The following is a 20,514-nucleotide window of genomic DNA, read 5'->3' as shown; positions in this document are numbered from 1 at the left end:
ACTTTCAGGCGAGACTGAGCGCAACTGCGGTCGCGGCACCCCAGACGAGCATGGCGAGTCCGGTGTCGCGCAACGCGGGGATCAGGGCCATACCCTGCCCGCCCGAACGCAGTGGGGCGTTGGCTCGGATTGCCAGTGGCAACGCCAGCAATCCGAGCAATGCCCACGGAGTACGCAGGATCAGCAGCAGGGTCGCGACGAACGGGACGGCCAGCAGGATCACGTGCAGCGTGCGGGTCCTGGCGTCGCCGAGCCGGACTGCGAGAGTGATCTTTCCGGACTCGGTGTCGGTCGGGATGTCTCGAAGATTGTTGGCAACGAGCACCGCGCTCGAGAACGAACCGATGGCGATCGCGCCGGCCAGCCCGGCCAGATCCACCCGCTCGGCCTGTACGAACTGAGTTCCCAGCACTGCAATCAGTCCGAAGAAGATGAACACGGCGATCTCGCCGAACCCGCTGTATCCGTAAGGCTTCTTGCCGCCGGTGTAGAACCAGGCACCGATGATGCAGAACACGCCGACCGCAACCAGCCACCAGGCTGTGGTCGCCGCCAGAACGAACCCGGCTACCGCGGCAACGGTGAAGCAGCTGATCGCCGCGGCCTTCACGGCTCCGGGACTGACCAACTTCGATCCGACCAAGCGCAGTGGCCCGACGCGGTCGTCGTCCGTTCCGCGGATTCCGTCGGAGTAGTCGTTCGCGAAATTCACCCCGACGATCAAGGCCAAGGAGACGATCAGTGCCAGGAGCGCCTTCCACCACACTGCGAGGTCCAGGGACGCCGCGGCTCCGGTGCCGACCAGCACGGGCGCAATCGCGTTCGGGAGTGTGCGCGGCCTCGCGCCTTCGATCCATTGAGCAGCTGTTGCCATACAACGATCTTTGCACTGTGCAATACGATCGAACGCGGTGGATCAGCACATGACTCGAGACGTGAGTGAGCGCGCCAGGTACGCGCAGTCGGGCGAAGACCTGGCAGACATTGCCTTGCTCGGACCCGTTTCGACCAAAGTGGGCGGTCGTCTGGTTCCGTTGCCGGGTCCGCGAGCTCGAACTCTGCTGGTTGCGCTGGCTCGCAATCCGGGTGAGCCACGTACCGCGCAGAGCCTGATCGACGACGTCTGGGGGCTGGAGCCGCCGCGCTCACCGATGAACGCCCTCCACACTCAGGTCTCGCGCCTGCGATCTGCACTCCCGGACGGGGCCCTCGAAGTCACGGCGGCCGGATACCGGCTCACTCTCGCTCGGGAGCGTGTCGACCTGGCCAGGGCAGCGGACGCCGCCCGTGGTCTGCGCACCGTCGGCGCCGACGCGTCCGAAGCGCTCGCCGTCACGACCGCGTCATTGCGCCTGTGGCGCGGTACCCCCGGGAGTGACGTCGTCGGCGACGTTGCAGATCGTCTGGCGCTCGACGCAGGCCGGGTGTACGACGAACTGGAGACGGCGCAGATCGACGCGTTGCTCACATTGGGGGAGTACGCGGCAGCCATTCCCCTGGTGCGCGGACGCCATCTGGCGAGCCCATTCGACGACACAGCGGCCGAGGCGTTGATGCGTGCGCTCGCCGGAGCAGGCCGAGTCAACGAGGCACTCGAAGTGTTCGCGGAGTTCCGCAACCACCTCGCCAATCGCCTGGGCGCTGATCCGTCACCCGCACTGGTGACTCTCAACGCGGAACTTCTCGGGGCACCTGCGGCTACACCGCGGGCCGCGCGTGCGATCGGTCTGCGCGCTGCCCCCAACACCTTGCTCGGTCGCGACAACGACATCGACCAGATCGAATCCTTGCTCGCCCGCTCGCGCGTCGTCACCATTCTCGGACCTGGTGGCGCCGGAAAGACCCGTCTCGCACACGAATTGGGCCTGCGCGGATCCGTGAACCAGCCGGGCGTCTCGGTGGTCCTCGTGGAGTTGGCGTCGTTGCGCAGCAGCGAAGATGTCATCGCGGCCATCGGAGGCACCCTCGGAATCAGCGAATCCGATCTGGCGCCAGGCAAATTGACCGTCGGCCGAACGCATTCGGCGAGAGAGCGACTCAAAGAGGCGCTGTCCGCCGGTCCGATGTTGCTCATCCTCGACAATTGTGAGCACGTGATCGGCGCGTGTTCGGAGATCGTGGCCGAGATGATCGCGGCCGGTCGTCAGCTGACGGTACTGACCACCAGTCGTTCTCCGCTCATGATCAGTGCCGAGGCGGTGTACCCGTTGCCGCCGTTGGCGATCGAAGACGGAACCGGCTCGGCAGTCGAACTCTTCTCGGCGAGAGCCCGTGCGGTGCGGCCGTCTGTTCATCTGGACGTCGACGCGGTAGTCAAGCTGTGTACGACGCTCGACGGACTCCCGCTGGCGATCGAGCTCGCTGCCGCGCGGGTCCGCACCATGAGCGTCGACGAAATCGGTTCGAGACTGCGAGACAGGTTCGCGTTGTTGCGCTCCGATGATCCGACGTCTCCGGATCGGCATCGCACCCTGCACGCGGTGATCGACTGGAGCTGGAATCTGTTGGGCAGCGGGGATCAGATTGCGTTGCGTCGATTGTGCCGATTCCCGGCCGGCTTCACCCTTTCTTCGGCGCAAGCCGTTGCCGGGTGGGGCGAGTTGACCGATGTGGCAAGTGCCGTCGAAGCGCTGGTGAATCAGTCACTTCTTTCCGTCAGCGACGGGCAGGGAGATCTTCGGTACTACATGCTCGAGACTGTCCGTGAATACGGCGAGGAGCAACTCGCCGCGTCCGGGGAGGGACCGGAAGTGATTCGGCGCCTCGACGACTGGGCGATTGCGATCGCCGAGGATGCCGTCGTGCGTGCACGGACGGATCAGCTCCGTCTGATTGCCGACCTCGACGCCGAGCACGACAACCTTCTGGCTGTACTTCGCTGGGCCGTGGAACGCGGCGACGCGGTGACCGTAGCCAACGTCTTCCCCGTCCTTGCGATTCTGTGGGCCGTACGAGGATCGAACTCGGAAATTTCGAACTGGGCGTCGAAGATCGTCGGGGCGACCGCGGACAACGATCTGCGCGACGTGAATGCAGAACTGGTGGGCGCTACGTTCATCCTGGTGGCGATGCATCTCTTCTTCGGAGAGGCCGATCGAAACCATGCCCGTGCGCGGATCCGACTTCGAAAGCTGTTGCGTGAGCGCGATGATCTCGGTCCGTTGTTCGCATTTCTGATCGAGCTGACCACGAGTGGGATCGCCAACCACAAACTTGCGCGGTTGGTGGCCGAAGGCGTTCGCAGTTCCGATCCCGAGACCCGAATGGCGGCGCTGTCCGCGCGTTCGAACATGCGGGAGAACATCGGAGATCTGCGCGGTGCGTTGCTGGACGGGGAGACTCTGTTCGACTACGCCACCAGCATCGGTGACGAGTGGGGTCTGGCGATGGCGGCCCAACATGTCGGGTCGGTTCACAGCCAATCCGCCCGCTATGGCGAGGCCATCGAGTTCTACGCGATCGCGGCGGCGTCGATGGAACGCCTCGGTGCGCGTGACGAGGCGATGCAGCTCATCTGCTTTCAAGCCGGAGCAATGATCGCGGCCGGTGACACCGCTGGTGGTCGGGTGCTTCTCGATCGTGCACGTCCGGCATTGGCGCATTCGGGTGGGACCGGGGCCATCGAAACCGATCAACGGCGCGCGGCGCTCATAGCGAGTATCGCCGAGGCGGATCTCGCGGACGGCCGTATCGACGAGGGCTTGGCTCGGTATCGAGAAGCGCTGGAGCTGTTGGGTTCTGCGATCGAGAACATCTTCGGTGATCCCTTCGTCGTTCTGCTCGGTGCCGCGGCTGTGTGCGCTCACGCAGTTCACGGCCGGCACGAACTGGTGGCGGGCCGCGTTCTGCAGATGAAGGAGTCGAGTGCTCTCAAGCTCGATCCCAACGGTTACGCGGACCTGCCGCTCGCGGGTTCGTTGGCGTCGGCGATCGGGTCGTTCGATCTTGTCACGGGCAACATCGAACGCGGAGTCGAACTGATGGCTTTGTCGTTGAAAATGCCGGGGAGACAAGACTTCGTCTCGCTCCATCACGCGCGCCTCTCCGACTTCGCGGTTGGTCTGGTCGGAGCCGACAGGTGGTCTGTGGAAACCGAGAAGGTATCGGGTTACTCACGCAGAGCGGTCCGCGAAGCAGTGTTGGCTGCGCTTCGCGGACCGGTGCTGGACTAGGTCTGGACGATGGTGCGGGACTTATGTCTTGCGCATGTACATCCGCACGGTCAAAGGTGCCATGACGGCAACGATCACCGCGGCGCCCACCAGCGACCACACGACGTGGATACCGAAGTGGCCGTCGTTGGCCAGCTCGCGAACCGCGGTCACCAGGTGTGAGACCGGATTGACGTTCACGAACTTCTGAAGCCAACTCGGCATGGTGGCAGGATCGACGAACGCATTCGACAGGAACGTCAGCGGGAACAGCACGAGCATCGAAACACCCTGCACCGTGGACGCTTTGTTCATCAGCACGCCCATGAGAGCGAAGATCCAGCTGATGGAGAACGCGCACACCATGACCAGGATCGCGGCAGACAGAATGCCGACCACGCCGCCTGCGGGGCGGTAACCCATCGCGAAACCGACGATGAACGTGATGGTCGTGGCGATGCCGTAGCGCACGACGTCGGCGAGCAATGCACCGGACAGCGGGGCGATACGAGCGATGGGAAGGGACTTGAAGCGGTCGAACACGCCCTTGTCCATGTCCTCACGAAGCTGAGTGCCCGTGACGATGGAACCGGTGATGACGGTCTGGACGAGGATGCCGGGGATGATCGTCGGCAGATATGCCGTCACGTCACCGGCGATCGCGCCGCCGAAGATGTAGGTGAACATCAACGTGAAGATGATCGGCTGGATGACGACGTCGAACAGTTGCTCGGGGTTGTGCTTGATCTTGAGAATTCCGCGGTACGCCATCGTGAACGTGTTCGCGAAGCTCTGCTGCAGGCTGATGCGGCGGGGTGCGACATCCGGCTGGGCTATCGGCGACCGGGGTTTGGTGAGAGTGGTTGTCATGCGACGCTCCGATCGGAGTCGTTGTCGGACTGGGCGTCGTTGCGACCACCGTCTTCGGGCTGGTGCCCGGTGATGGTCAGGAACACTTCGTCCAGGCTGGGTTTCTGTACGTTGATTTCGTCGACGGCGATACCTTGCTCACGCAGACGGATCAACAGGTCCGCCGTGATCGACGGGTCGCTCAGCGGGGCGGTGATCCGCCCGACCTCGGGAGTGACACCCACCTCGACGCTCAGCGCAGCGGCGATGAGCGAGCGAGCCTCCTCGGTGCGATCACGATCGACCAGCTTGAGTTGGAGCGAGGAGATCCCGACCGAAGCCTTGAGTTCGTCGGCGGTGCCGTTGGCGATCACGCGGCCGCGGTCGATCACCGCGATGCGATCGGCCAGTTGATCGGCTTCGTCGAGGTACTGCGTGGTGAGCAACACCGTCGAACCCTCGGCGACGAGTCGCCGGATGGTCACCCACATCTGGGCGCGGGTGCGCGGATCGAGGCCGGTGGTGGGCTCGTCGAGAAACAGCAGCGGCGGGCGCGCGATCAGGCTTGCCGCCAGATCCAGGCGTCGACGCATGCCACCGGAGAAGTTCTTCAGCGGTTTGGTCGCGGCCTCGACCAGATCGAACTCCTCGAGGAGTTCCAGGGACTTGGTGCGCGCATCGCGGCGGCTCAGGCCGAGCAGCCGCGAGAAGATCACGAGGTTCTCGGTCGCCGTCAGATCCTCGTCGACGGAGGCGTACTGGCCGGTGACGCCGATCAGGGATCGGACCGCGGTGGGTTCACGGCTGACGTCGTGGCCGAAGATGCGCGCCTCACCGCCGTCGGGGCGAAGGAGAGTGGCGAGCATGCGGACGGTGGTGGTCTTGCCGGCGCCGTTCGGCCCGAGGACGCCGAACACCGAGCCGGTGGGGACGGTGAGGCTGACGCCGTCGACCGCGCGGTGCTCGCCGAACTTCTTGACGAGTCCGTCGGCCTCGATGGCAAGAGGCGAAGCTGTGTGGTTCATGGGATGAAGCTTGGCAGACCGATCTTGCATGGACCTTGCGTGGAACTTGCGGTTACTTGCACAGCGCGCGAGGTCGGTGCTGCGGCTGCTAGCTGAACCGCTCTACCAGGGCGGCGCGGTCGAGCTTGCCCGGTCCGCGCAGGGGGAGCGCGTCCAGGACGAAGAGTTCCCGCGGCGCTGCGGTGACGTCGAGTGTCCGCTGAGCATGTGCGCGTAGTTCGTCGAGCGTCGGAGCTTCGCCCTCGGGTACGACGACGGCCACCACCCGCTGCCCCAGCCGCGGGTCCTCGATGCCGATCACCGCGCACTCGCGAACGGCGGGGTGATCGGCCAGCGCGGCCTCGACCACCTGCGGTACGACGGTCAGCCCGCCGGTGGAGATTGCCTCGTCCAACCGGCCGCTGATGCGAAGGACCCCGTCGACCACAGCTCCGGCGTCGTCGGTCCGGAACCATCCGGGTTCGGCGAAAGCGGGGTGGTCGGGAAGCCCGCGGTACCCGGACGCGAGCATCGGACCGCCCAGCAGTACTCGCCCGTCGTCGATACGAATCTGTGCTCCGGACAACGGGATTCCGTCGTAGACGCAACCGCCGGACGTTTCGCTCATCCCGTAGGTGCGGACGACGGTGATGCCCGCTTCGGTGGCCTGCGCGAGTACCGGTGCGGGAGTAGCAGCGCCGCCGAGCAGAACCGCGTCGAGCGAAGCCAGAGCCTCGACCGCGGCGCGATCACCGAGTGCCTTGACCAACTGCGTCGGCACCAACGAGGTGTAGCGGCGCGGTCCGCTCATCGCGGCGACAGCGCCCGGCAATGCGGCAGGGTCGAAACCCGCACTGACGTCGACGATCACCGGTTGTGTTCCGGCGAGGACACTGCGCAACAGAACTTGCATCCCGGCGATGTGGTGCGGGGGGAGAACCAGTAACCAGGATCCGGTGCCGCCGAGGCGTTCGTGGGTCGCGTCGCCGCTGGCTCGCAGTGCGCTCGCGGTGAGCATCGCGCCCTTCGGGGTTCCGGTGGTCCCCGACGTGGCGACCACCAGCGAGATGCCGTCGTCGATGGGCTGATCGGGGTGCAGAGCGTCGCTCAGTCGGGCCGTCTCGCGTGCGTCGGCCGCCGGGACGGGAAGCACGGCGTCGTGCACGCCGTCCAGGATCTGCGCGATGGCAGGCAGTACCTCGAAGACCGCCTCACCCTGTGGAACGGCCAGTGTGCGAAGAACGTTCACCGGACGTCCGGTCCAGCCAGCGGCCAACCACCGGCAGCCAGATGGCTTCGTACGCGGTCGACGTCGGTTTCGAGTGGCATCTCGTTGGTGATCTTCGTGATGAGGACCTGGATGTCGGTCTTCTCGATGGGCAGATCGCCGTCCTCGATCAACGCATCGGCGACGGCGTCGACCTCGGTTTCGGAGAGTCTGCGAGTGAGGAGCGCGAAAAGTGGGATGTAGTCCTGCTCGGGGACGCCATTGGGATAGCCGGCCCGCAACCAGCCGACTATCGACGTGAGGAAGGGCGGAAGGGCCATGACGTCAGCTCACGTCTCGAACTTCGTTGTCGGTGTCCACGTCTTCGATGACCGGCCACCCACCTGCGCGCAGCCTTTCGGTGACACGATCGACGTCGTCCTCGGACGGCTCCTCGTTGAGGATTCCCTCGATGATGGCGCGGATGGTGTCGTAGTCGACATGGCGGTCCGGCACTTCGTGTGCCGACTCGATGGACATCGAAACGACCTGCTCGATCTCCTCGTCGGTCAGACGACGACGGAGAACGGCGAGCAGCGCAAAATGATCCTTGTCCGGGATGCCCTCGGGATACCCGGCACGCAGCCAGTCGAGCACGCTGCGCAATGAATACTTGCTCAAATCCTCGGCCTCATTTTCGTTTCGGTGGTTTCAGTGGTGTGCCGCGACGACCACTCAGAAGACGTGGATTCCGAACGTGCTGGCCAAGAAGTTCTTCATCAACAACAGTATTCCGGCGAAGATCGTGACGAGCACGACCGCAAAACAGAGGTACGCACCCATTTTACCCAGGGTGGACGGTCCTTCGGTGCCGTCGGCGTTCGGCAGACTCAGCGACTTGAGGCCGAAGGCGAAGATCGCCGGCAGTCCGGCTCCGAAGAGCAGTCCGACTGCCACTACCTGCCAGAGCGAATCGAGGGTATCGGTGAGTAGATGCATTCTCTTGCGCCCCTTTCAGGAGTTGCGAGTGGGTTCGGTGGACGGAGTGGGATCAGCAGTCGGAATCTCGCGAGCCGTCGCATCCGGATTCTCGTCCCATTCGGCGGTCACGTTGGCGGCGTCTACGGGTTCCTTACGCGAACGCAGGTACATGAAGATCGCGAACGCGATGAGGGCAGCGAAGACGACGAGCACGCCGGCCAGGCCGCCGATCAGATGCGCGAGTGCCCAGCAGATGGCGCCGACCACTGCGGCCGACGGCAAGGTGATCAACCAGGCGGCGGCCATCCGGCCTGCGACGCCCCAGCGGACCTCGGCGCCCTTGCGCCCGATGCCGGTACCGAGGATCGATCCGGTGGCGACGTGGGTGGTCGAGAGGGGGAGTCCGAGGTGGCTCGACGTGAGAATGATGGCGGCGGACGACGCTTCGGCTGCCAGACCCTGCGGCGCGGCGATCTCGACAAGGCCCTTGCCCAGGGTGCGGATGATGCGCCAACCGCCCAGGTAGGTGCCGAGAGCGATCGCGACGGCACAGGTGAACTTCACCCAGAACGGCATCTCGGTCTCGGCGGTGATGGTGCCGTGAGCGACCAGGGCCAAAAAGATGACGCCCATAGTCTTCTGGGCGTCATTGGTGCCGTGCGCAAGTGAGATCAATGAGGCGGTGCCGATCTGGCCGAAACGGAAACCGCGCTCACGCTCGTCTTCCTTGACGGATGCGGTGATTCGGTACACGAGCTTGGTACCGACGCCTGCGACCAGGGCCGCGACGACCGGCGCGAGGATCGCGGGGACGACGACCTTGGTCAGAACTCCACCCCACTCGACGCCGCCCATACCGATGGAGGCGATTGCGGCGCCGATCAATCCGCCGAACAGTGCGTGTGAGGAGCTCGACGGCAATCCGAGCAGCCAGGTCGCCAGATTCCAGATGATTCCGCCGACGAGACCGGCGAAGACGATCAGCAGCAGATCCTGCCCACTGACCGCGCCGAGGTTGACGACGCCTTTGGCCACGGTCGCAGCGACCTCGACGGACAGGAACGCACCGACCAGGTTCAGGATCGCGGAAAGTGTGACCGCAACTTTGGGCTTGAGTGCTCCGGTCGCGATGGAGGTGGCCATTGCGTTACCGGTGTCGTGAAAACCATTCGTGAAATCGAACGCGAGGGCGGTGACAACTACCACCAGGAGGATTACGAGCTCTGCGGTCACAACGTGAATTGTGCGTATCGAACGCGTAAAAGTACAGCGAACGGGATGCGAACAGGGGCTCCGCGGAGTACGTCCCCGCGCGTGGGCTGCGGCGCTGCCGTTCGCGATGTGTTCAGCGCCACGAAATCGGAACCCTGTGTGGGACCTCACTTTTTGGTCTCACTCACCGGGAAGGCACATTCGGACCGTTTTAAACGCTGATTACCTACGGGCACCGAGCGCACCGGAACAGGGGTTTCACCCCTGTTTCTCGGTGTCTGTCAGTGAGAAGGAGAGCTCCGACCGTGAAGCCCAACAAGTCCACGAAGCTGATCGTGGCACTCGCCGCGACCGCCGTTCTGGCGTCAGCCTGCGCATCGAATCGTGGTGACGATCCCTACGCCGTCGCTGTCGGCGGACCCGGCGTCAGCGCAGACCTTGCGTCGAGCACATCCGACGCGAAGTTCGGCACCCTCGATTCGCCCTGTGGTGAAGGCGACGCCACCGGCGCAACCGATCAAGGCGTCAGCGACACCGAGATCAAGATCGGGTTCGGTGACGACCGCGGTTATGTGAAGTCTCCTGGGCTGAACAAGGAAATGAGCGATGCGGTGAACGCGCTCATCTCTTGGTGCAACGATCAGGGCGGCATCAACGGCCGCAAGGTCGTCGGAACCGACTACGACGCCGCGATGACGCAGGCCAACTCGGTCATGCAGGAAGCGTGCGCGAGCCAGTTCATGATGGTCGGCTACGGCTTCGCGATGGATCAGACCGCCGAGCAGACGCGTGTCGCGTGCAACCTGGTGTCCGTGCCAGGCTTCACCGTGTCACCCGACGCAGCCAACGGACCGATGACATTCCAGGGTGTCCCGTTCCCGGTCGACTACGCGAACGGTTCGCAGTGGTTCCAGATGGCCGAGATGCACCCCGATCTGGTGAACGACTTCGACGTCGTCAACAGCACGATGCCCACGATCATCAGCTCCACCACGAAGATTCGCTCGATCGCCGAGGCTGCGGGTTTCAAGCTCAAGGATTGCGGCGTCACACTCAACTACGAGGGGGAATCGAGCTATGTGCCGTTCGCCGAGAAGTACAAGGAGTGCGGCGCGAAGGGGATCTGGACGTCACGATCGGCAAGCCCGTCGGAGCTGAACTTCGTGAAGGCCCTCGACCAGGTCGGGATCGATCCCGTCTTCTTCGGTGAAGCCACCTGGTACGGCGCGACCGTCTCCGATTGGAACAAGGACACCGGACTGCTCGACAACCTCAACGCGGGCATGACCTTCCAGATGCTCGAGAACGCGGACAAGGTGCCCGCAGTGAAGAAGTACGTGGATCTGGTCTCCGAGCAGGGTGGCAAGACCGCGCTCCTCGGTATGCAGGCGGCGTCGTCGTTCCTACTGTGGGCGGCCGCCGCGGACGAGTGCGGTAGCGATCTGACGCGTCAGTGCATGGTGAACGAACTCTCGAACATTCACGAGTGGGACGGCGGCGGATTGCATGCCGTCACCGATCCCGGCAAGAACATGCCGGCCACCTGCGGACTCATGACCTCGCTGAAGGGCAGTACCTACTCGCAGGCGTTCCCGTCCACCGCGGGCGAATTCAAGTGTGACCCCAAGTACCTCGTCGCGACCGACAAGAGCACCTGGGGAACCGAACTCGGCGCTGACCGCGTGTCGACGAAGTACCAGAACGCCAACGTCATCAAGCCGCAGTCCTGATTCTTCCGACTCGGGCGGCGAGCGCCAACCGCCGCCCGAGTCCCTAACGAGGGTTCAGCCATGAACACTTTTGTCACTTTCACGATCCTGGGCCTGGTCCTGGGGTCCGTGTACGCGATCGCCGCCTCCGGGCTGGTACTCACGTACAACACGTCAGGCATCTTCAACTTCGCGCACGGTGCACAGGCAATGCTCGGTGCGTTCATCTACTGGCAGTTGCGCTACGGCTGGGAACTTCCCACTTTCGTCGCCTTGCTGGTTTCACTCGTCCTGGTCGGGCCACTGATGGGCCTCGGCCTCTACGTCCTGATCATGAAGGGTCTGCGCGATACCGCCGAGGTCACCAAAATCGTTGTGACGGTCTCGATCCTGCTCGGAATGCTCTCGATCTCGCACTGGTTCTGGCACCCCGAGACCGCTCGGACGATGCAGATGTTCTTCGGCGACCAGTCCAAGATCACGGTGTTCGGCGCGAGCATCCGCTACCACGAGTTGATCTGCATCCTCGTTGCGATCGCCATCGCCGTCGGCCTGCGCATCCTGTTCACGCGCACCCGCGCCGGTGTCGCGATGCGCGGCGTCGTCGACGATCCGGAACTGTTGCGCCTCAACGGCCACAATCCGGAGCGTCTTGCGGCCCTGTCCTGGGCGATGGGTTCGACGCTCGCAGTCCTGGCCGGCATCCTGATCACCCCGATCAGTGGCGGCACACTCGAGGCGAACATGTTGACACTCTTGGTGATCGACGCGTTTGCCGCGGCCATGTTCGGCCGGTTGCGCAGCATTCCGCGCACGTTCGTCGGCGCCGTGGTCCTCGGGCTTGCCGGTACGTACGTATTGGCGTACTTCCCGACGAGTTGGAGTTGGACGTCGAATTTCCGTGTCTCCCTGCCGATGATCGCGCTGTTCGTGGTGCTGATCGTGCTCCCACAGGACCGGTTGCGTGGAGCGGTCACCCGTACTCGCGAGCGTTACCACGTGCCGAGCGTGCGCAAGGCCGTCGTCTGGGGCGTGGCCCTGATCGTCATCGTCTACCTGATCCGTCTGCTGATGGTGACGTCCGCCGTCACCACACTGACCATCGGAATGACTTTCGCGATCATCGCGCTCTCGCTCACACTCCTCACCGGTTACGCGGGTGAATTGAACTTGGCGCCGGTGTCTTTCGGCGCTATCGCTACCATCGTGGCCTTCCACTTCGGGATCTCCGGTTCCGGGTTGGCTGCGCACCTCAACCTGTGGGGCATCGTCGTCGGAGTCCTCGTCACCGCCGTGATCGGTGGCCTCGTCGCCCTACCGGCGCTGCGGCTGAGGGGGCTGTATCTCGCGCTGGCAACCATGGCCTTCGGAGTGTTCCTCTCCAACATGGTTCTTCGTGACACCACCGAACACGAGATGTTCGGCATGAAGTACTCGCTGTTCAAGGACGGGAACATCGCCCTCCCTCCGCTGAAGATCGGTCCGCTCGATCTGAGCAACGAGACGGTGTTCCTGATGACCGTGACCGCGCTGTTCTCGATACTCGGCGTCGGCGTCATCGCGTTGCGTAACAGCGGCTACGGGCGCCGACTCGCGGCGATGAAGGACAGCCCGGCCGGTTCGGCCATGCTCGGACAGAGCCTGGTTCGGCTCAAGCTGAGCGTCTTCATGATCTCTTCGGGGATCGCCGGTCTCGGCGGCATTCTGATGTCGAGCGCCATGGGGTCCGTCTCGGGCGAGAGCTTTGCCATCATGGTCAGCCTCTCGCTGCTCATGCTGACCGTCGTCGCGGGTATCGGATACGTCACCGGCGCCCTGTTCGGTGGACTGATGGCCGGAATCGGGTTTGCGGTCATCATGGTCTCGTTCACCAATCTGGCTTCGGCGCAACCGGAGTTGGAGGGAATGTGGCTGCTCTTCGGCAACATCGCGGCAGTCAGCCCGGCACTGATCGGCATCGGCGTCGGCGCGAACCCCAGCGGAACGGTCCACAGCGTGATCGAGGGCTACCGACGGCTCGCCGGTGCCAAGCCTGTTCTGATCGGCGGCGCCGCAGTCGTTCTGCTGACCTACGTCCTTGCTCTGACCGGTGTACTCGGCAACTGGTGGTTCGCGTCCATCACGATCGCGGTGGTGTTCATGCTGCCGGTGATCGGTGAGATGGTCATGCCCAGCGCGGTTCTCACTCCGGAGGAACTGGCCGCCAAAGCGACAGTCGTTCCCGAGGACATCGGGATCGATGTCCCTTACAGCCCCGAGATCCGTGACGAGATCGACCGCGAACTGGGGATTCCTCAGTACCAGGGTGGCTCGCCGAAGGAGTTGACCGTCCATGTCTGATACACCACTTCTCGAAACGCGCGGTGTGAGCGTTCGTTTCGGTGGACACGTCGCGGTGAAGGACGTTTCGCTCACCGTGCAACCCGGAACGGTGACAGGACTCATCGGACCGAACGGTGCCGGCAAGACGACGCTCTTCAACACCATCACCGGGCTGCAGAAACCCACGTCCGGTCAGGTGTTCCTCGGTGGCGTCGACGTGACGAAGCTGCCGCCGCACAAGCGGGCGGGGCGCGGGCTGGCACGTACCTTCCAGCGGCTCGAACTGTTCGTCTCGCTGTCGGTGCGAGACAACCTGCGCGTCGCGGGAGACATCCACAAGGCGAACGGCCGCAACAAGATCGACGTGGACGGCGAGACCGATCGCCTGCTGGAGCTGACCGGGCTCACGGATGTCGCGGACAAGGACGTCGCGGACATCCCCACCGGACGGGCTCGCGTCGTCGAAGTTGCACGAGCCCTCATGACCGATCCGCGAGTGCTTCTGCTCGACGAACCGGCCTCGGGTCAGACGGAGCAGGAAACCGAGGTCTTTGCCGAGATGCTCACCGAACTTGCTGCGGGTGGACTCGGAATCTGTCTGGTGGAGCACGACATTCCGCTGGTGATGAAAGTGTGCTCGACCATCCACGTGCTCGACTACGGCGCAGTCCTCGCCTCGGGTGATCCGGAGAAGATCCGGACGGATCCGGAAGTGATCGCGGCCTACATCGGGACCGAGGAGGAGGCGGTATGACTTCAGCGAAAATTGGCGAGGCGAAAATCGACGAGGGTATACGCAGCCCCGACCGCGCCGAACCGTTGCTCGAACTGTCCGGTGTCCGCGCCGGTTACGGATCCATCGAAGTTCTGCACGGGGTGGACCTGATTCTGGAACCGGGCGCCGTGGTGGCGCTGCTCGGACCCAACGGCGGCGGCAAGACGTCGACGCTCAAGATCTGCTCGGGCGTCCTTCCGGTCACCCGCGGCGAGTTCCGGCTCGCGGGCCAGGTCGTGAACGGAGTCGAGCCTTCGGAGTTGGCTCGGCTGGGGGTCTGCTCCATCCCCGAAGGACGCGGGATCTTCGCCAACCTCACTGTGCGGGAAAACCTGTGGATCGCCACCGGAACGGGCGTCGGGCTGGCCGAACTCGAAGAGGTTGCGTACGGCAGGTTCCCGATCCTGGGGGAGCGGCGCGGACAGTTGGCCGGATCGATGTCCGGTGGTGAGCAGCAGATGCTGGCGCTGTCACGGGCACTCGGCACTCACCCGACGGTGCTCCTGCTCGACGAGCTGTCGATGGGTCTCGCACCTCGAATCGTCTCGCAGATGTACGACGTCGTCGGCTCGCTTGCAGCCGAAGGCATTTCCATTCTCGTCGCCGAGCAGTTCGCGCGAGCGGTGCTGCCCATCGCGACCTCGGCCGCACTGATGTTGCAGGGACGCGTCGTCAAGACCGGCGATCCACACGACATCGAAAACGAACTTTCTACCAGTTATCTAGGAGGATGACGATGACTACTCTCGCCGAAGATCGCCGTGAGGAATTCAAGAAGAACATCGCAGAGTTGAAGCTGGACAAGAAGCAGGCAGGCGGCGACGCGGCGACGCGCATCGCGGGCCTGGTGCTCATGGTCGTCGGAGTGGTCGGCGCCTTCGTCGTCTACATCTCTTCGCTGACGCTCTCGGACCTGCGGGATCTGGTGTCGTACCAGATCCTCACCGTGGTTTTCCTCGCCCTGACAGTGGTCGGTGCCGCTCTCTTCCTGGCCGCATCGGTGGCAAAGGTGCTGCGGCTGTGGCTGGTTCGCCAACTGCTCGAGGGCCAGGCACAGACAGATCAGATCTCGCAGGCGCTGAGCACGCGCAACTGATCTTTGTGAAGAACCGAACGATGCCCGCCACGAAAGTCGTGGCGGGCATCTGTCATTGCTCGGCTACAGCGGTGTCTCGGCTACAGCGGTGTCTCGACTACGCGGACGGTGGCCGGGAATCGCGTCGGATGGGATGGTCCTCCGGGATCTGCACCATCACGATCGGTGTCCCGTCCGGGTCGGCGATCCACATCTCGTGTAGACCCCACGGTTCCTGTCTTGCCTCGCGCGCGATCTTGACCCCGGCGAGAACCAGTTCGGTCTGAACGGCAGTGAGGTCCCGGACCTGCAGCCAGATCGCGCCGCGAAAGCCGCCCTCGCCGGTGCCGCCGTGCGCAGCGACTTCGATCAGCCCTTGGCCGGCGAAGAAGACTGTGCCGCCGGGATATTCACGAGCGATCGCCAGACCGAGGGTGTCTCGGTAGAAGCTCAGCGTTCGTTCGTACTCGCTCGGGCGCAATATCGTCCGACTGCTCAGAATCTCCACGTCCGACCTCCCTCTCGCACCTACTGTGTCAGAAATACCAGGGATATGGTGACCAGTCGGGATCACGCTTTTCGAGGAACGAGTCACGACCCTCGACGGCCTCGTCGGTCATGTACGCCAAACGTGTTGCCTCACCGGCGAACAGCTGCTGGCCGACCAACCCGTCGTCCTGCAGGTTGAACGCGTACTTGAGCATCCGCTGTGCCTGCGGCGACTTGCCGTTGATCTTGCCGGCCCAGTCGATCGCGACGTTTTCGAGTTCCGCGTGGTCGACAACCTTGTTGACCGCGCCCATCTGATGCATTTCCTCGGCGGTGTACGTCTCACCCAGGAAGAAGATCTCGCGAGCGAACTTCTGGCCCACCATCTTTGCCAGATAGGCGCTGCCGTAGCCGCCGTCGAAGCTTCCGACGTCGGCGTCGGTCTGCTTGAACCGTGCGTGCTCGCGGCTGGCGAGCGTCAGGTCGCACACCACGTGCAGGCTGTGGCCGCCGCCCGCAGCCCAGCCGTTGACCAGGCAGATCACGACCTTCGGCATGAAGCGGATCAAGCGCTGGACCTCGAGGATGTGCAGGCGCCCGGCGCGTGCTTTGTCGACGGTGTCCGCCGTTTCACCTTCGGCGTACTGGTAGCCGCTGCGACCACGGATGCGCTGGTCTCCGCCGGAGCAGAACGCCCAACCGCCGTCCTTCTCGCTCGGTCCGTTGCCGGTCAGGAGCACCGCTCCCACGTCGGAGGTCATCCGGGCGTGATCGAGCGCGCGGTACAACTCGTCGACGGTGTGCGGGCGGAACGCATTACGCACTTCCGGTCGGTCGAAGGCGACGCGAACGGTGCCTTGGCTGACATGCCGGTGGTAGGTGATGTCGGTGAGGTTCTCGAATCCGGGGACAGGGCGCCAGAGCTGCGGGTTGAAGGTCACCTGAGCCACGATAGAGGCACGGCTCGCGCGTCTAACGGATACCTGAGGTAGAACACGTTCCCGGGCGCGCTAACGTGCAGGTCATGAGCGAACAAACCGCAGACGGCACGGAGATCGTCACAGACGGTGAGAAGCGGGGCGGATTTCCACGGTTCCGGCACACTCCCGCAGGTCCGGACTTCGGCCGCTTCGTCGAAGCGATGCGCAGGTTGCAGGACCTTGCCGTCTCGACCAATGTTCCCGACGACGTACTCGCAGACATCGCTACGCAAGCCGAGGAGCTTGCCGATCGGTTGACTCCGTACGAGGTCCCGGAAGGCAAGTCGCCCGCAGGCTCGAACATCCAACTGCCCGGACGCGGCAGCCTCCTCATGCTCCCGTGGATGGTCGAGAAGTTCGACACCGAAGGAGTCCGCAGTACCGGCGTCTTCCGTCGCTACCACCTGGGCGGCAACGGCGCCGCTCACGGCGGTGTCCTGCCCTTGCTGTTCGACGACGTCTTCGGGATGACGGTCCACGCGGGTGGCCGTCCGATCTCCCGCACCGGCTACCTCCACATCAATTACCGCGCGATCACTCCGCTCAATCAACAACTGGTGATCGAGGGGCAGGTGGATCGGGTCGAGGGTCGCAAGACTTTTGTCAGCGCGCGCTTGACCGATCTCGACGGCAAGCTCCTCGCCGACGGTGAGGCGCTCATGATCGAACTGCTTCCGGGACAGCCCTGACATGTTCCCCTCGTTCGACGATCTGATCGCGGACGCCGTGGTGCTCGCACTACCGATGCGAGTTCGCTTTCGCGGCATCACGACTCGTGAGGCCCTGCTCGTTCGCGGCCCGGCCGGGTGGGGAGAATTCGCACCCTTCGTCGAGTACGACGACGACGAGGCGTCGCAGTGGCTGCTCGCGGGTATCGAAGCGGCGTGGCTGGGTCCGCCGCCTGCGCTTCGTGACGCAGTTCCCGTCAACGCGACCGTGCCGGCGATCGACGCGTCTGCCGTTCCGGAATTGCTGGAGCGCTTCCCCGGGGCCCGGACCGCCAAGGTCAAGGTCGCCGAGAAGGGACAGTCGCTGGCGCAGGACGTCGCCCGGGTGAACGAGGTGCGTCGGCACATCCCGAACGTGCGCGTCGACGCCAACGGCGGGTGGAGCGTGGACGAGGCGATCACGGCCTTGCGAGCGATCACCGATGACGGTGAACTCGAATACGCCGAGCAGCCGTGTGCAAGCGTCGAGGAACTGGTCAGGGTCCGCGCCGCGGGGACCGGTGTGCGGATCGCTGCCGACGAGAGCATTCGCCGTGCCGAGGACCCGCTGCGCGTCGTACGAGCGGGGGGAGCGGACGTGGCCGTCGTGAAGGTGCCGCCGCTGGGCGGAATGCGTGCTGTGGTGGCGCTGTCGGCGCAGCTGGCGGACTACGGGGTGCCGGTGGTGGTCTCGAGCGCTCTGGACACGGCTGTGGGGATGTCCGCGGGACTGGCGGCCGCGGCAGCCTTGCCCGCCCTTCCGTTTGCCTGCGGACTCGGTACCGGCGGCCTGTTCGTCCGGGATGTCGCGGTCACCGGGGCAGCTGTCGACGGTGCTTTGTCGGTGGGTGCCGTCGAGCCTGATCCGGTTCTGCTCGAGACGCTGGCCGCGCCCGCGGACCGGCGCGACTGGTGGTTGGAGAGGGCTCGGCGCTGCCATCGGATACTCGGCAGTAGGGACCAGCCGAATTTCGTATAGTCTCGGGCGCGACCTGATGAACATCAGTGAAGAATGAAGGGATCGAAAGTGGTTGCAGCTCTGAACGAAACCCTGCTCGAGGAATCACGGGTTCCCGCGGTCGTCGCGGACGTGCAGACCTTGATCGACGCAGAGGTTTCGGATAAGTCGGGGGCCTCAGGGCTGGCTCTCAAGGGTGGCTACGGCGCGGTCAAGAAGGTGAGCCCGTCCATCGTGCCGGACGCCGTCACCGCGCTTCTGCCGGCTTTCGTGGCAAAGCTCGAGCCGTACTGGCAGGAATTCTCGGCTTCCGGTGAAGGTAGCTTCGCCGATTTCATCAGCGCCCGCGGCGACGCGGTTGCCGATTCCCTCCTCGAGGTGACGGACGAGCGTATCGAAGGTAGCGACAAGGCCGTCGTCAAGTCGATGTACTCGAAGCTGCGCGGTTCGGCGAAGAAGCATGTGACTGCAGCTCTGCCGCGTCTGGGCGATGTGATCCAGAAGCACGCTGCATAAGCGAACGTAAAACGACGAGTGGCCCGGGAGTTTCTCTCGGGCCACTCGTCGTTTTCGGTGCGTTTGTCAGTGAGCCGAATGTCCGTGGCGCCAGAAGCCGGTGAAGGTGATGTCGGTTTTGGCGAACTTCCGGTCGTTCACGAGGTGCCGACGCAGCCCGGTGGTGAGTGCCTGTTCGCCGGCGACAAAGGTGTACGACGGCCCCTCGGGCAGTTCGGCGGCGCGGACGGTCTCGAGGGTCAGAACACCCGGCGTCGCGTGTTCGTCCTCGCGAACGAGCCAATGCACGTTGACGTTCGCCAACTCCGGAATGTCTTGCTTGTCTTCGATGTTCGGAATCTCGACGAAGACCTCGGCACGCAGGTCTGCGGGCGCGGATTCCAGAATGCCGATGATCGCGGGAAGTGCACTCTCGTCGCCGACGAGCAGTTGCCACTTGGCCTCGGGTGTGGGGTTGTAGATGCAGCCTTCGTCCAAGAGGGCGACCTCGTCGCCGGCCGACGCGGTGTCCGCCCACGCGGATGCCGGGCCGATGTCGCCGTGATAAGCGAAGTCGATGTCGATCTCCGTGGTCTCGCCGAAGAGACCGGATCCGGCAGCACGGTAGGCGCGAATCGTGTAGTTGCGCACGACGGGTCGCGTGTCCTTGGACATCAACAGGTACTGCGCATACCAGAGATTGCTGGCCGCGCTCGGCAACCGGAGTTCACTCTGGCCGACCTGCGGGATGAACATGCGGAACCACTGATCGGCACCCATCGGAGCGATGGTGGACAGCTCTTCGCCGGCAATGGTCACCCGGATGAAGCTGGGGCTGATTCGTTTGTTCGCCACGACCTGCGCCGACACGATGCTGCGTGAGGCCGGTTTCACGAACTTGGCGCGCTTGGCCATGACTGGTTGCTCCCTGATTATCTGTTACTCGTACCTAATCAGGTAACCCTAACCTGATTTACGGTCGCTGTGGAGTGGTGGGTCTGTCCTTTTCGACGACTTCGGGAGGAAGACCCCACTGCGCTCGGCCAAGTCGGCTCATCGGTGCGATTGCCGCGAAGTCCGGCAGGCCGTCGTCGGCGACAGCCTCGGGACGTACTGCGACCGCCACCACATTTCCCATCACGACAAATGAATTGCCGACCTCGATGACCTGGTGGAGCGTGCATTCGATGGCGATCGGGGAGTCGGCGACCCGGACGGGGCGAACCCGCTCGCTCGGCTCGCTACGGATGTTCAACTCGAGAAACTCGTCGGCCTCGGCGTCGTAGAAGGCCGAACTCTGGTTCACCACGTCGGCAAGCCTGGCAGTCGCCAGGTTGATCACGAATTCGCCGGTCGCTTCGATGTTGCGCAGACTGTCCTTGCGTCCGACCGACGTGAACTGCACGATCGGCGGCGCCGAACTTGCCACGGTGAAAAAGCTGTACGGAGCCAGATTGCCGACGCCGTCCGCCGACAGGGTGGACACCCAGGCAATCGGCCGGGGGACCACCGAAGCGGTGAGTAACTGATAGAACCGGCGGGGTTCGAGCTCGGCTGGATCGAAGAGTGTGCGCACCCACACATAATGCCGCTGTCCCCG

21 protein-coding genes are annotated in these 20,514 nt (G+C 64.1%); 9 read left to right on the top strand and 12 right to left on the bottom strand.

Annotated features, from left to right (window positions below; all coding sequences use genetic code 11):
- Positions 1 to 4 precede the first annotated feature (4 nt).
- Positions 5 to 874 (bottom strand): 1,4-dihydroxy-2-naphthoate polyprenyltransferase, encoded by an 870-nt coding sequence (locus tag ACN50D_RS15620; protein ID WP_007728497.1) that lies wholly within the window; start codon positions 872 to 874, stop codon positions 5 to 7.
- 49 nt (positions 875 to 923) lie between these two features.
- On the opposite strand from ACN50D_RS15620, the gene ACN50D_RS15615 reads away from it, so the two are divergent.
- Positions 924 to 4,172, top strand: a complete 3,249-nt coding sequence (locus ACN50D_RS15615) for a BTAD domain-containing putative transcriptional regulator (RefSeq protein ID WP_212633900.1) — start codon at positions 924 to 926, stop codon at positions 4,170 to 4,172.
- Between the two features lie 21 nt (positions 4,173 to 4,193).
- Here the strand turns inward: ACN50D_RS15615 and ACN50D_RS15610 are convergent, their stop codons facing one another.
- The 7 genes from ACN50D_RS15610 to ACN50D_RS15580 form a co-directional block, all read right to left on the bottom strand.
- On the bottom strand, positions 4,194 to 5,021 hold the full coding sequence (locus ACN50D_RS15610) for an ABC transporter permease (RefSeq protein ID WP_212633899.1): 828 nt from the start codon (positions 5,019 to 5,021) through the stop codon (positions 4,194 to 4,196).
- A complete protein-coding gene (locus tag ACN50D_RS15605) occupies positions 5,018 to 6,025 on the bottom strand; it encodes a daunorubicin resistance protein DrrA family ABC transporter ATP-binding protein (RefSeq protein WP_003941960.1) in 1,008 nt (335 codons plus the stop codon). The genes ACN50D_RS15610 and ACN50D_RS15605 overlap by 4 nt, the downstream gene beginning before the upstream one ends.
- Before the next feature lie 88 nt (positions 6,026 to 6,113).
- Positions 6,114 to 7,253 carry an o-succinylbenzoate--CoA ligase gene (gene menE / locus ACN50D_RS15600; RefSeq protein ID WP_212633898.1) on the bottom strand — a complete coding sequence of 380 codons (1,140 nt, stop codon included), beginning with the start codon at positions 7,251 to 7,253 and terminating at the stop codon, positions 6,114 to 6,116.
- The gene (locus ACN50D_RS15595; RefSeq protein ID WP_003941976.1) at positions 7,250 to 7,552 is read right to left on the bottom strand and encodes a DUF3349 domain-containing protein; all 303 of its coding nucleotides are present in this window, start codon (positions 7,550 to 7,552) and stop codon (positions 7,250 to 7,252) included. Before ACN50D_RS15595 ends, menE begins: the two co-directional genes overlap by 4 nt.
- A gap of 4 nt (positions 7,553 to 7,556) precedes the next feature.
- Positions 7,557 to 7,892 carry a DUF3349 domain-containing protein gene (locus tag ACN50D_RS15590; protein WP_003941853.1) on the bottom strand — a complete coding sequence of 112 codons (336 nt, stop codon included), beginning with the start codon at positions 7,890 to 7,892 and terminating at the stop codon, positions 7,557 to 7,559.
- 54 nt (positions 7,893 to 7,946) lie between these two features.
- Positions 7,947 to 8,210: a hypothetical protein gene (locus tag ACN50D_RS15585; RefSeq protein WP_003942079.1), complete on the bottom strand. Its 264-nt coding sequence runs from the start codon at positions 8,208 to 8,210 to the stop codon at positions 7,947 to 7,949.
- A gap of 15 nt (positions 8,211 to 8,225) precedes the next feature.
- Positions 8,226 to 9,425 (bottom strand): inorganic phosphate transporter, encoded by a 1,200-nt coding sequence (locus ACN50D_RS15580; protein WP_007728486.1) that lies wholly within the window; start codon positions 9,423 to 9,425, stop codon positions 8,226 to 8,228.
- Positions 9,426 to 9,709: 284 nt separating this feature from the next.
- On the opposite strand from ACN50D_RS15580, the gene ACN50D_RS15575 reads away from it, so the two are divergent.
- Genes ACN50D_RS15575 through ACN50D_RS15555 form a run of 5 tightly spaced genes read left to right on the top strand, consistent with a single transcriptional unit; the run spans position 9,710 to position 15,306 of the window.
- Positions 9,710 to 11,134 (top strand): ABC transporter substrate-binding protein, encoded by a 1,425-nt coding sequence (locus ACN50D_RS15575; RefSeq protein ID WP_064443322.1) that lies wholly within the window; start codon positions 9,710 to 9,712, stop codon positions 11,132 to 11,134.
- Positions 11,135 to 11,194: 60 nt separating this feature from the next.
- Positions 11,195 to 13,453 carry an ABC transporter permease gene (locus tag ACN50D_RS15570; RefSeq protein WP_125050490.1) on the top strand — a complete coding sequence of 753 codons (2,259 nt, stop codon included), beginning with the start codon at positions 11,195 to 11,197 and terminating at the stop codon, positions 13,451 to 13,453.
- Positions 13,446 to 14,189, top strand: coding sequence for an ABC transporter ATP-binding protein (locus ACN50D_RS15565; RefSeq protein WP_003942056.1), 744 nt, complete (start codon positions 13,446 to 13,448; stop codon positions 14,187 to 14,189). Before ACN50D_RS15570 ends, ACN50D_RS15565 begins: the two co-directional genes overlap by 8 nt.
- Positions 14,186 to 14,944: an ABC transporter ATP-binding protein gene (locus ACN50D_RS15560; protein WP_003941866.1), complete on the top strand. Its 759-nt coding sequence runs from the start codon at positions 14,186 to 14,188 to the stop codon at positions 14,942 to 14,944. The genes ACN50D_RS15565 and ACN50D_RS15560 overlap by 4 nt, the downstream gene beginning before the upstream one ends.
- A gap of 2 nt (positions 14,945 to 14,946) precedes the next feature.
- Positions 14,947 to 15,306: a hypothetical protein gene (locus ACN50D_RS15555; RefSeq protein ID WP_003942018.1), complete on the top strand. Its 360-nt coding sequence runs from the start codon at positions 14,947 to 14,949 to the stop codon at positions 15,304 to 15,306.
- A 97-nt stretch (positions 15,307 to 15,403) separates the two neighbouring features.
- Here ACN50D_RS15555 and ACN50D_RS15550 read toward each other — a convergent pair whose 3' ends face one another.
- Positions 15,404 to 15,793: a VOC family protein gene (locus tag ACN50D_RS15550; protein WP_003941917.1), complete on the bottom strand. Its 390-nt coding sequence runs from the start codon at positions 15,791 to 15,793 to the stop codon at positions 15,404 to 15,406.
- Positions 15,794 to 15,821: 28 nt separating this feature from the next.
- On the bottom strand, positions 15,822 to 16,715 hold the full coding sequence (locus tag ACN50D_RS15545; protein WP_024487301.1) for a 1,4-dihydroxy-2-naphthoyl-CoA synthase: 894 nt from the start codon (positions 16,713 to 16,715) through the stop codon (positions 15,822 to 15,824).
- A gap of 83 nt (positions 16,716 to 16,798) precedes the next feature.
- On the opposite strand from ACN50D_RS15545, the gene ACN50D_RS15540 reads away from it, so the two are divergent.
- Genes ACN50D_RS15540 through ACN50D_RS15530 form a run of 3 tightly spaced genes read left to right on the top strand, consistent with a single transcriptional unit; the run spans position 16,799 to position 18,935 of the window.
- Complete coding sequence (locus tag ACN50D_RS15540; protein WP_037129937.1) at positions 16,799 to 17,443, top strand: PaaI family thioesterase; 645 nt, start codon at positions 16,799 to 16,801, stop codon at positions 17,441 to 17,443.
- Between the two features lies 1 nt (position 17,444).
- The gene (locus ACN50D_RS15535; RefSeq protein WP_007728475.1) at positions 17,445 to 18,440 is read left to right on the top strand and encodes an o-succinylbenzoate synthase; all 996 of its coding nucleotides are present in this window, start codon (positions 17,445 to 17,447) and stop codon (positions 18,438 to 18,440) included.
- A 48-nt stretch (positions 18,441 to 18,488) separates the two neighbouring features.
- On the top strand, positions 18,489 to 18,935 hold the full coding sequence (locus tag ACN50D_RS15530; RefSeq protein ID WP_003941973.1) for a DUF6918 family protein: 447 nt from the start codon (positions 18,489 to 18,491) through the stop codon (positions 18,933 to 18,935).
- Between the two features lie 66 nt (positions 18,936 to 19,001).
- On the opposite strand, the gene ACN50D_RS15525 is transcribed toward ACN50D_RS15530, so the two are convergent.
- A complete protein-coding gene (locus tag ACN50D_RS15525) occupies positions 19,002 to 19,829 on the bottom strand; it encodes a siderophore-interacting protein (protein WP_042453072.1) in 828 nt (275 codons plus the stop codon).
- 58 nt (positions 19,830 to 19,887) lie between these two features.
- Entirely contained in the window at positions 19,888 to 20,490 is a 603-nt protein-coding gene (locus ACN50D_RS15520) for a flavin reductase family protein (RefSeq protein WP_039972961.1), read from the bottom strand.
- Positions 20,491 to 20,514 lie beyond the last annotated feature (24 nt).

Origin of the sequence: Rhodococcus sp. SB1D, assembly GCF_048573875.1 — a bacterium.
In the GTDB taxonomy this organism is placed as follows: domain Bacteria; phylum Actinomycetota; class Actinomycetes; order Mycobacteriales; family Mycobacteriaceae; genus Rhodococcus_F; species Rhodococcus_F qingshengii.
This window is presented reverse-complemented; position numbering and strand designations above follow the sequence as displayed.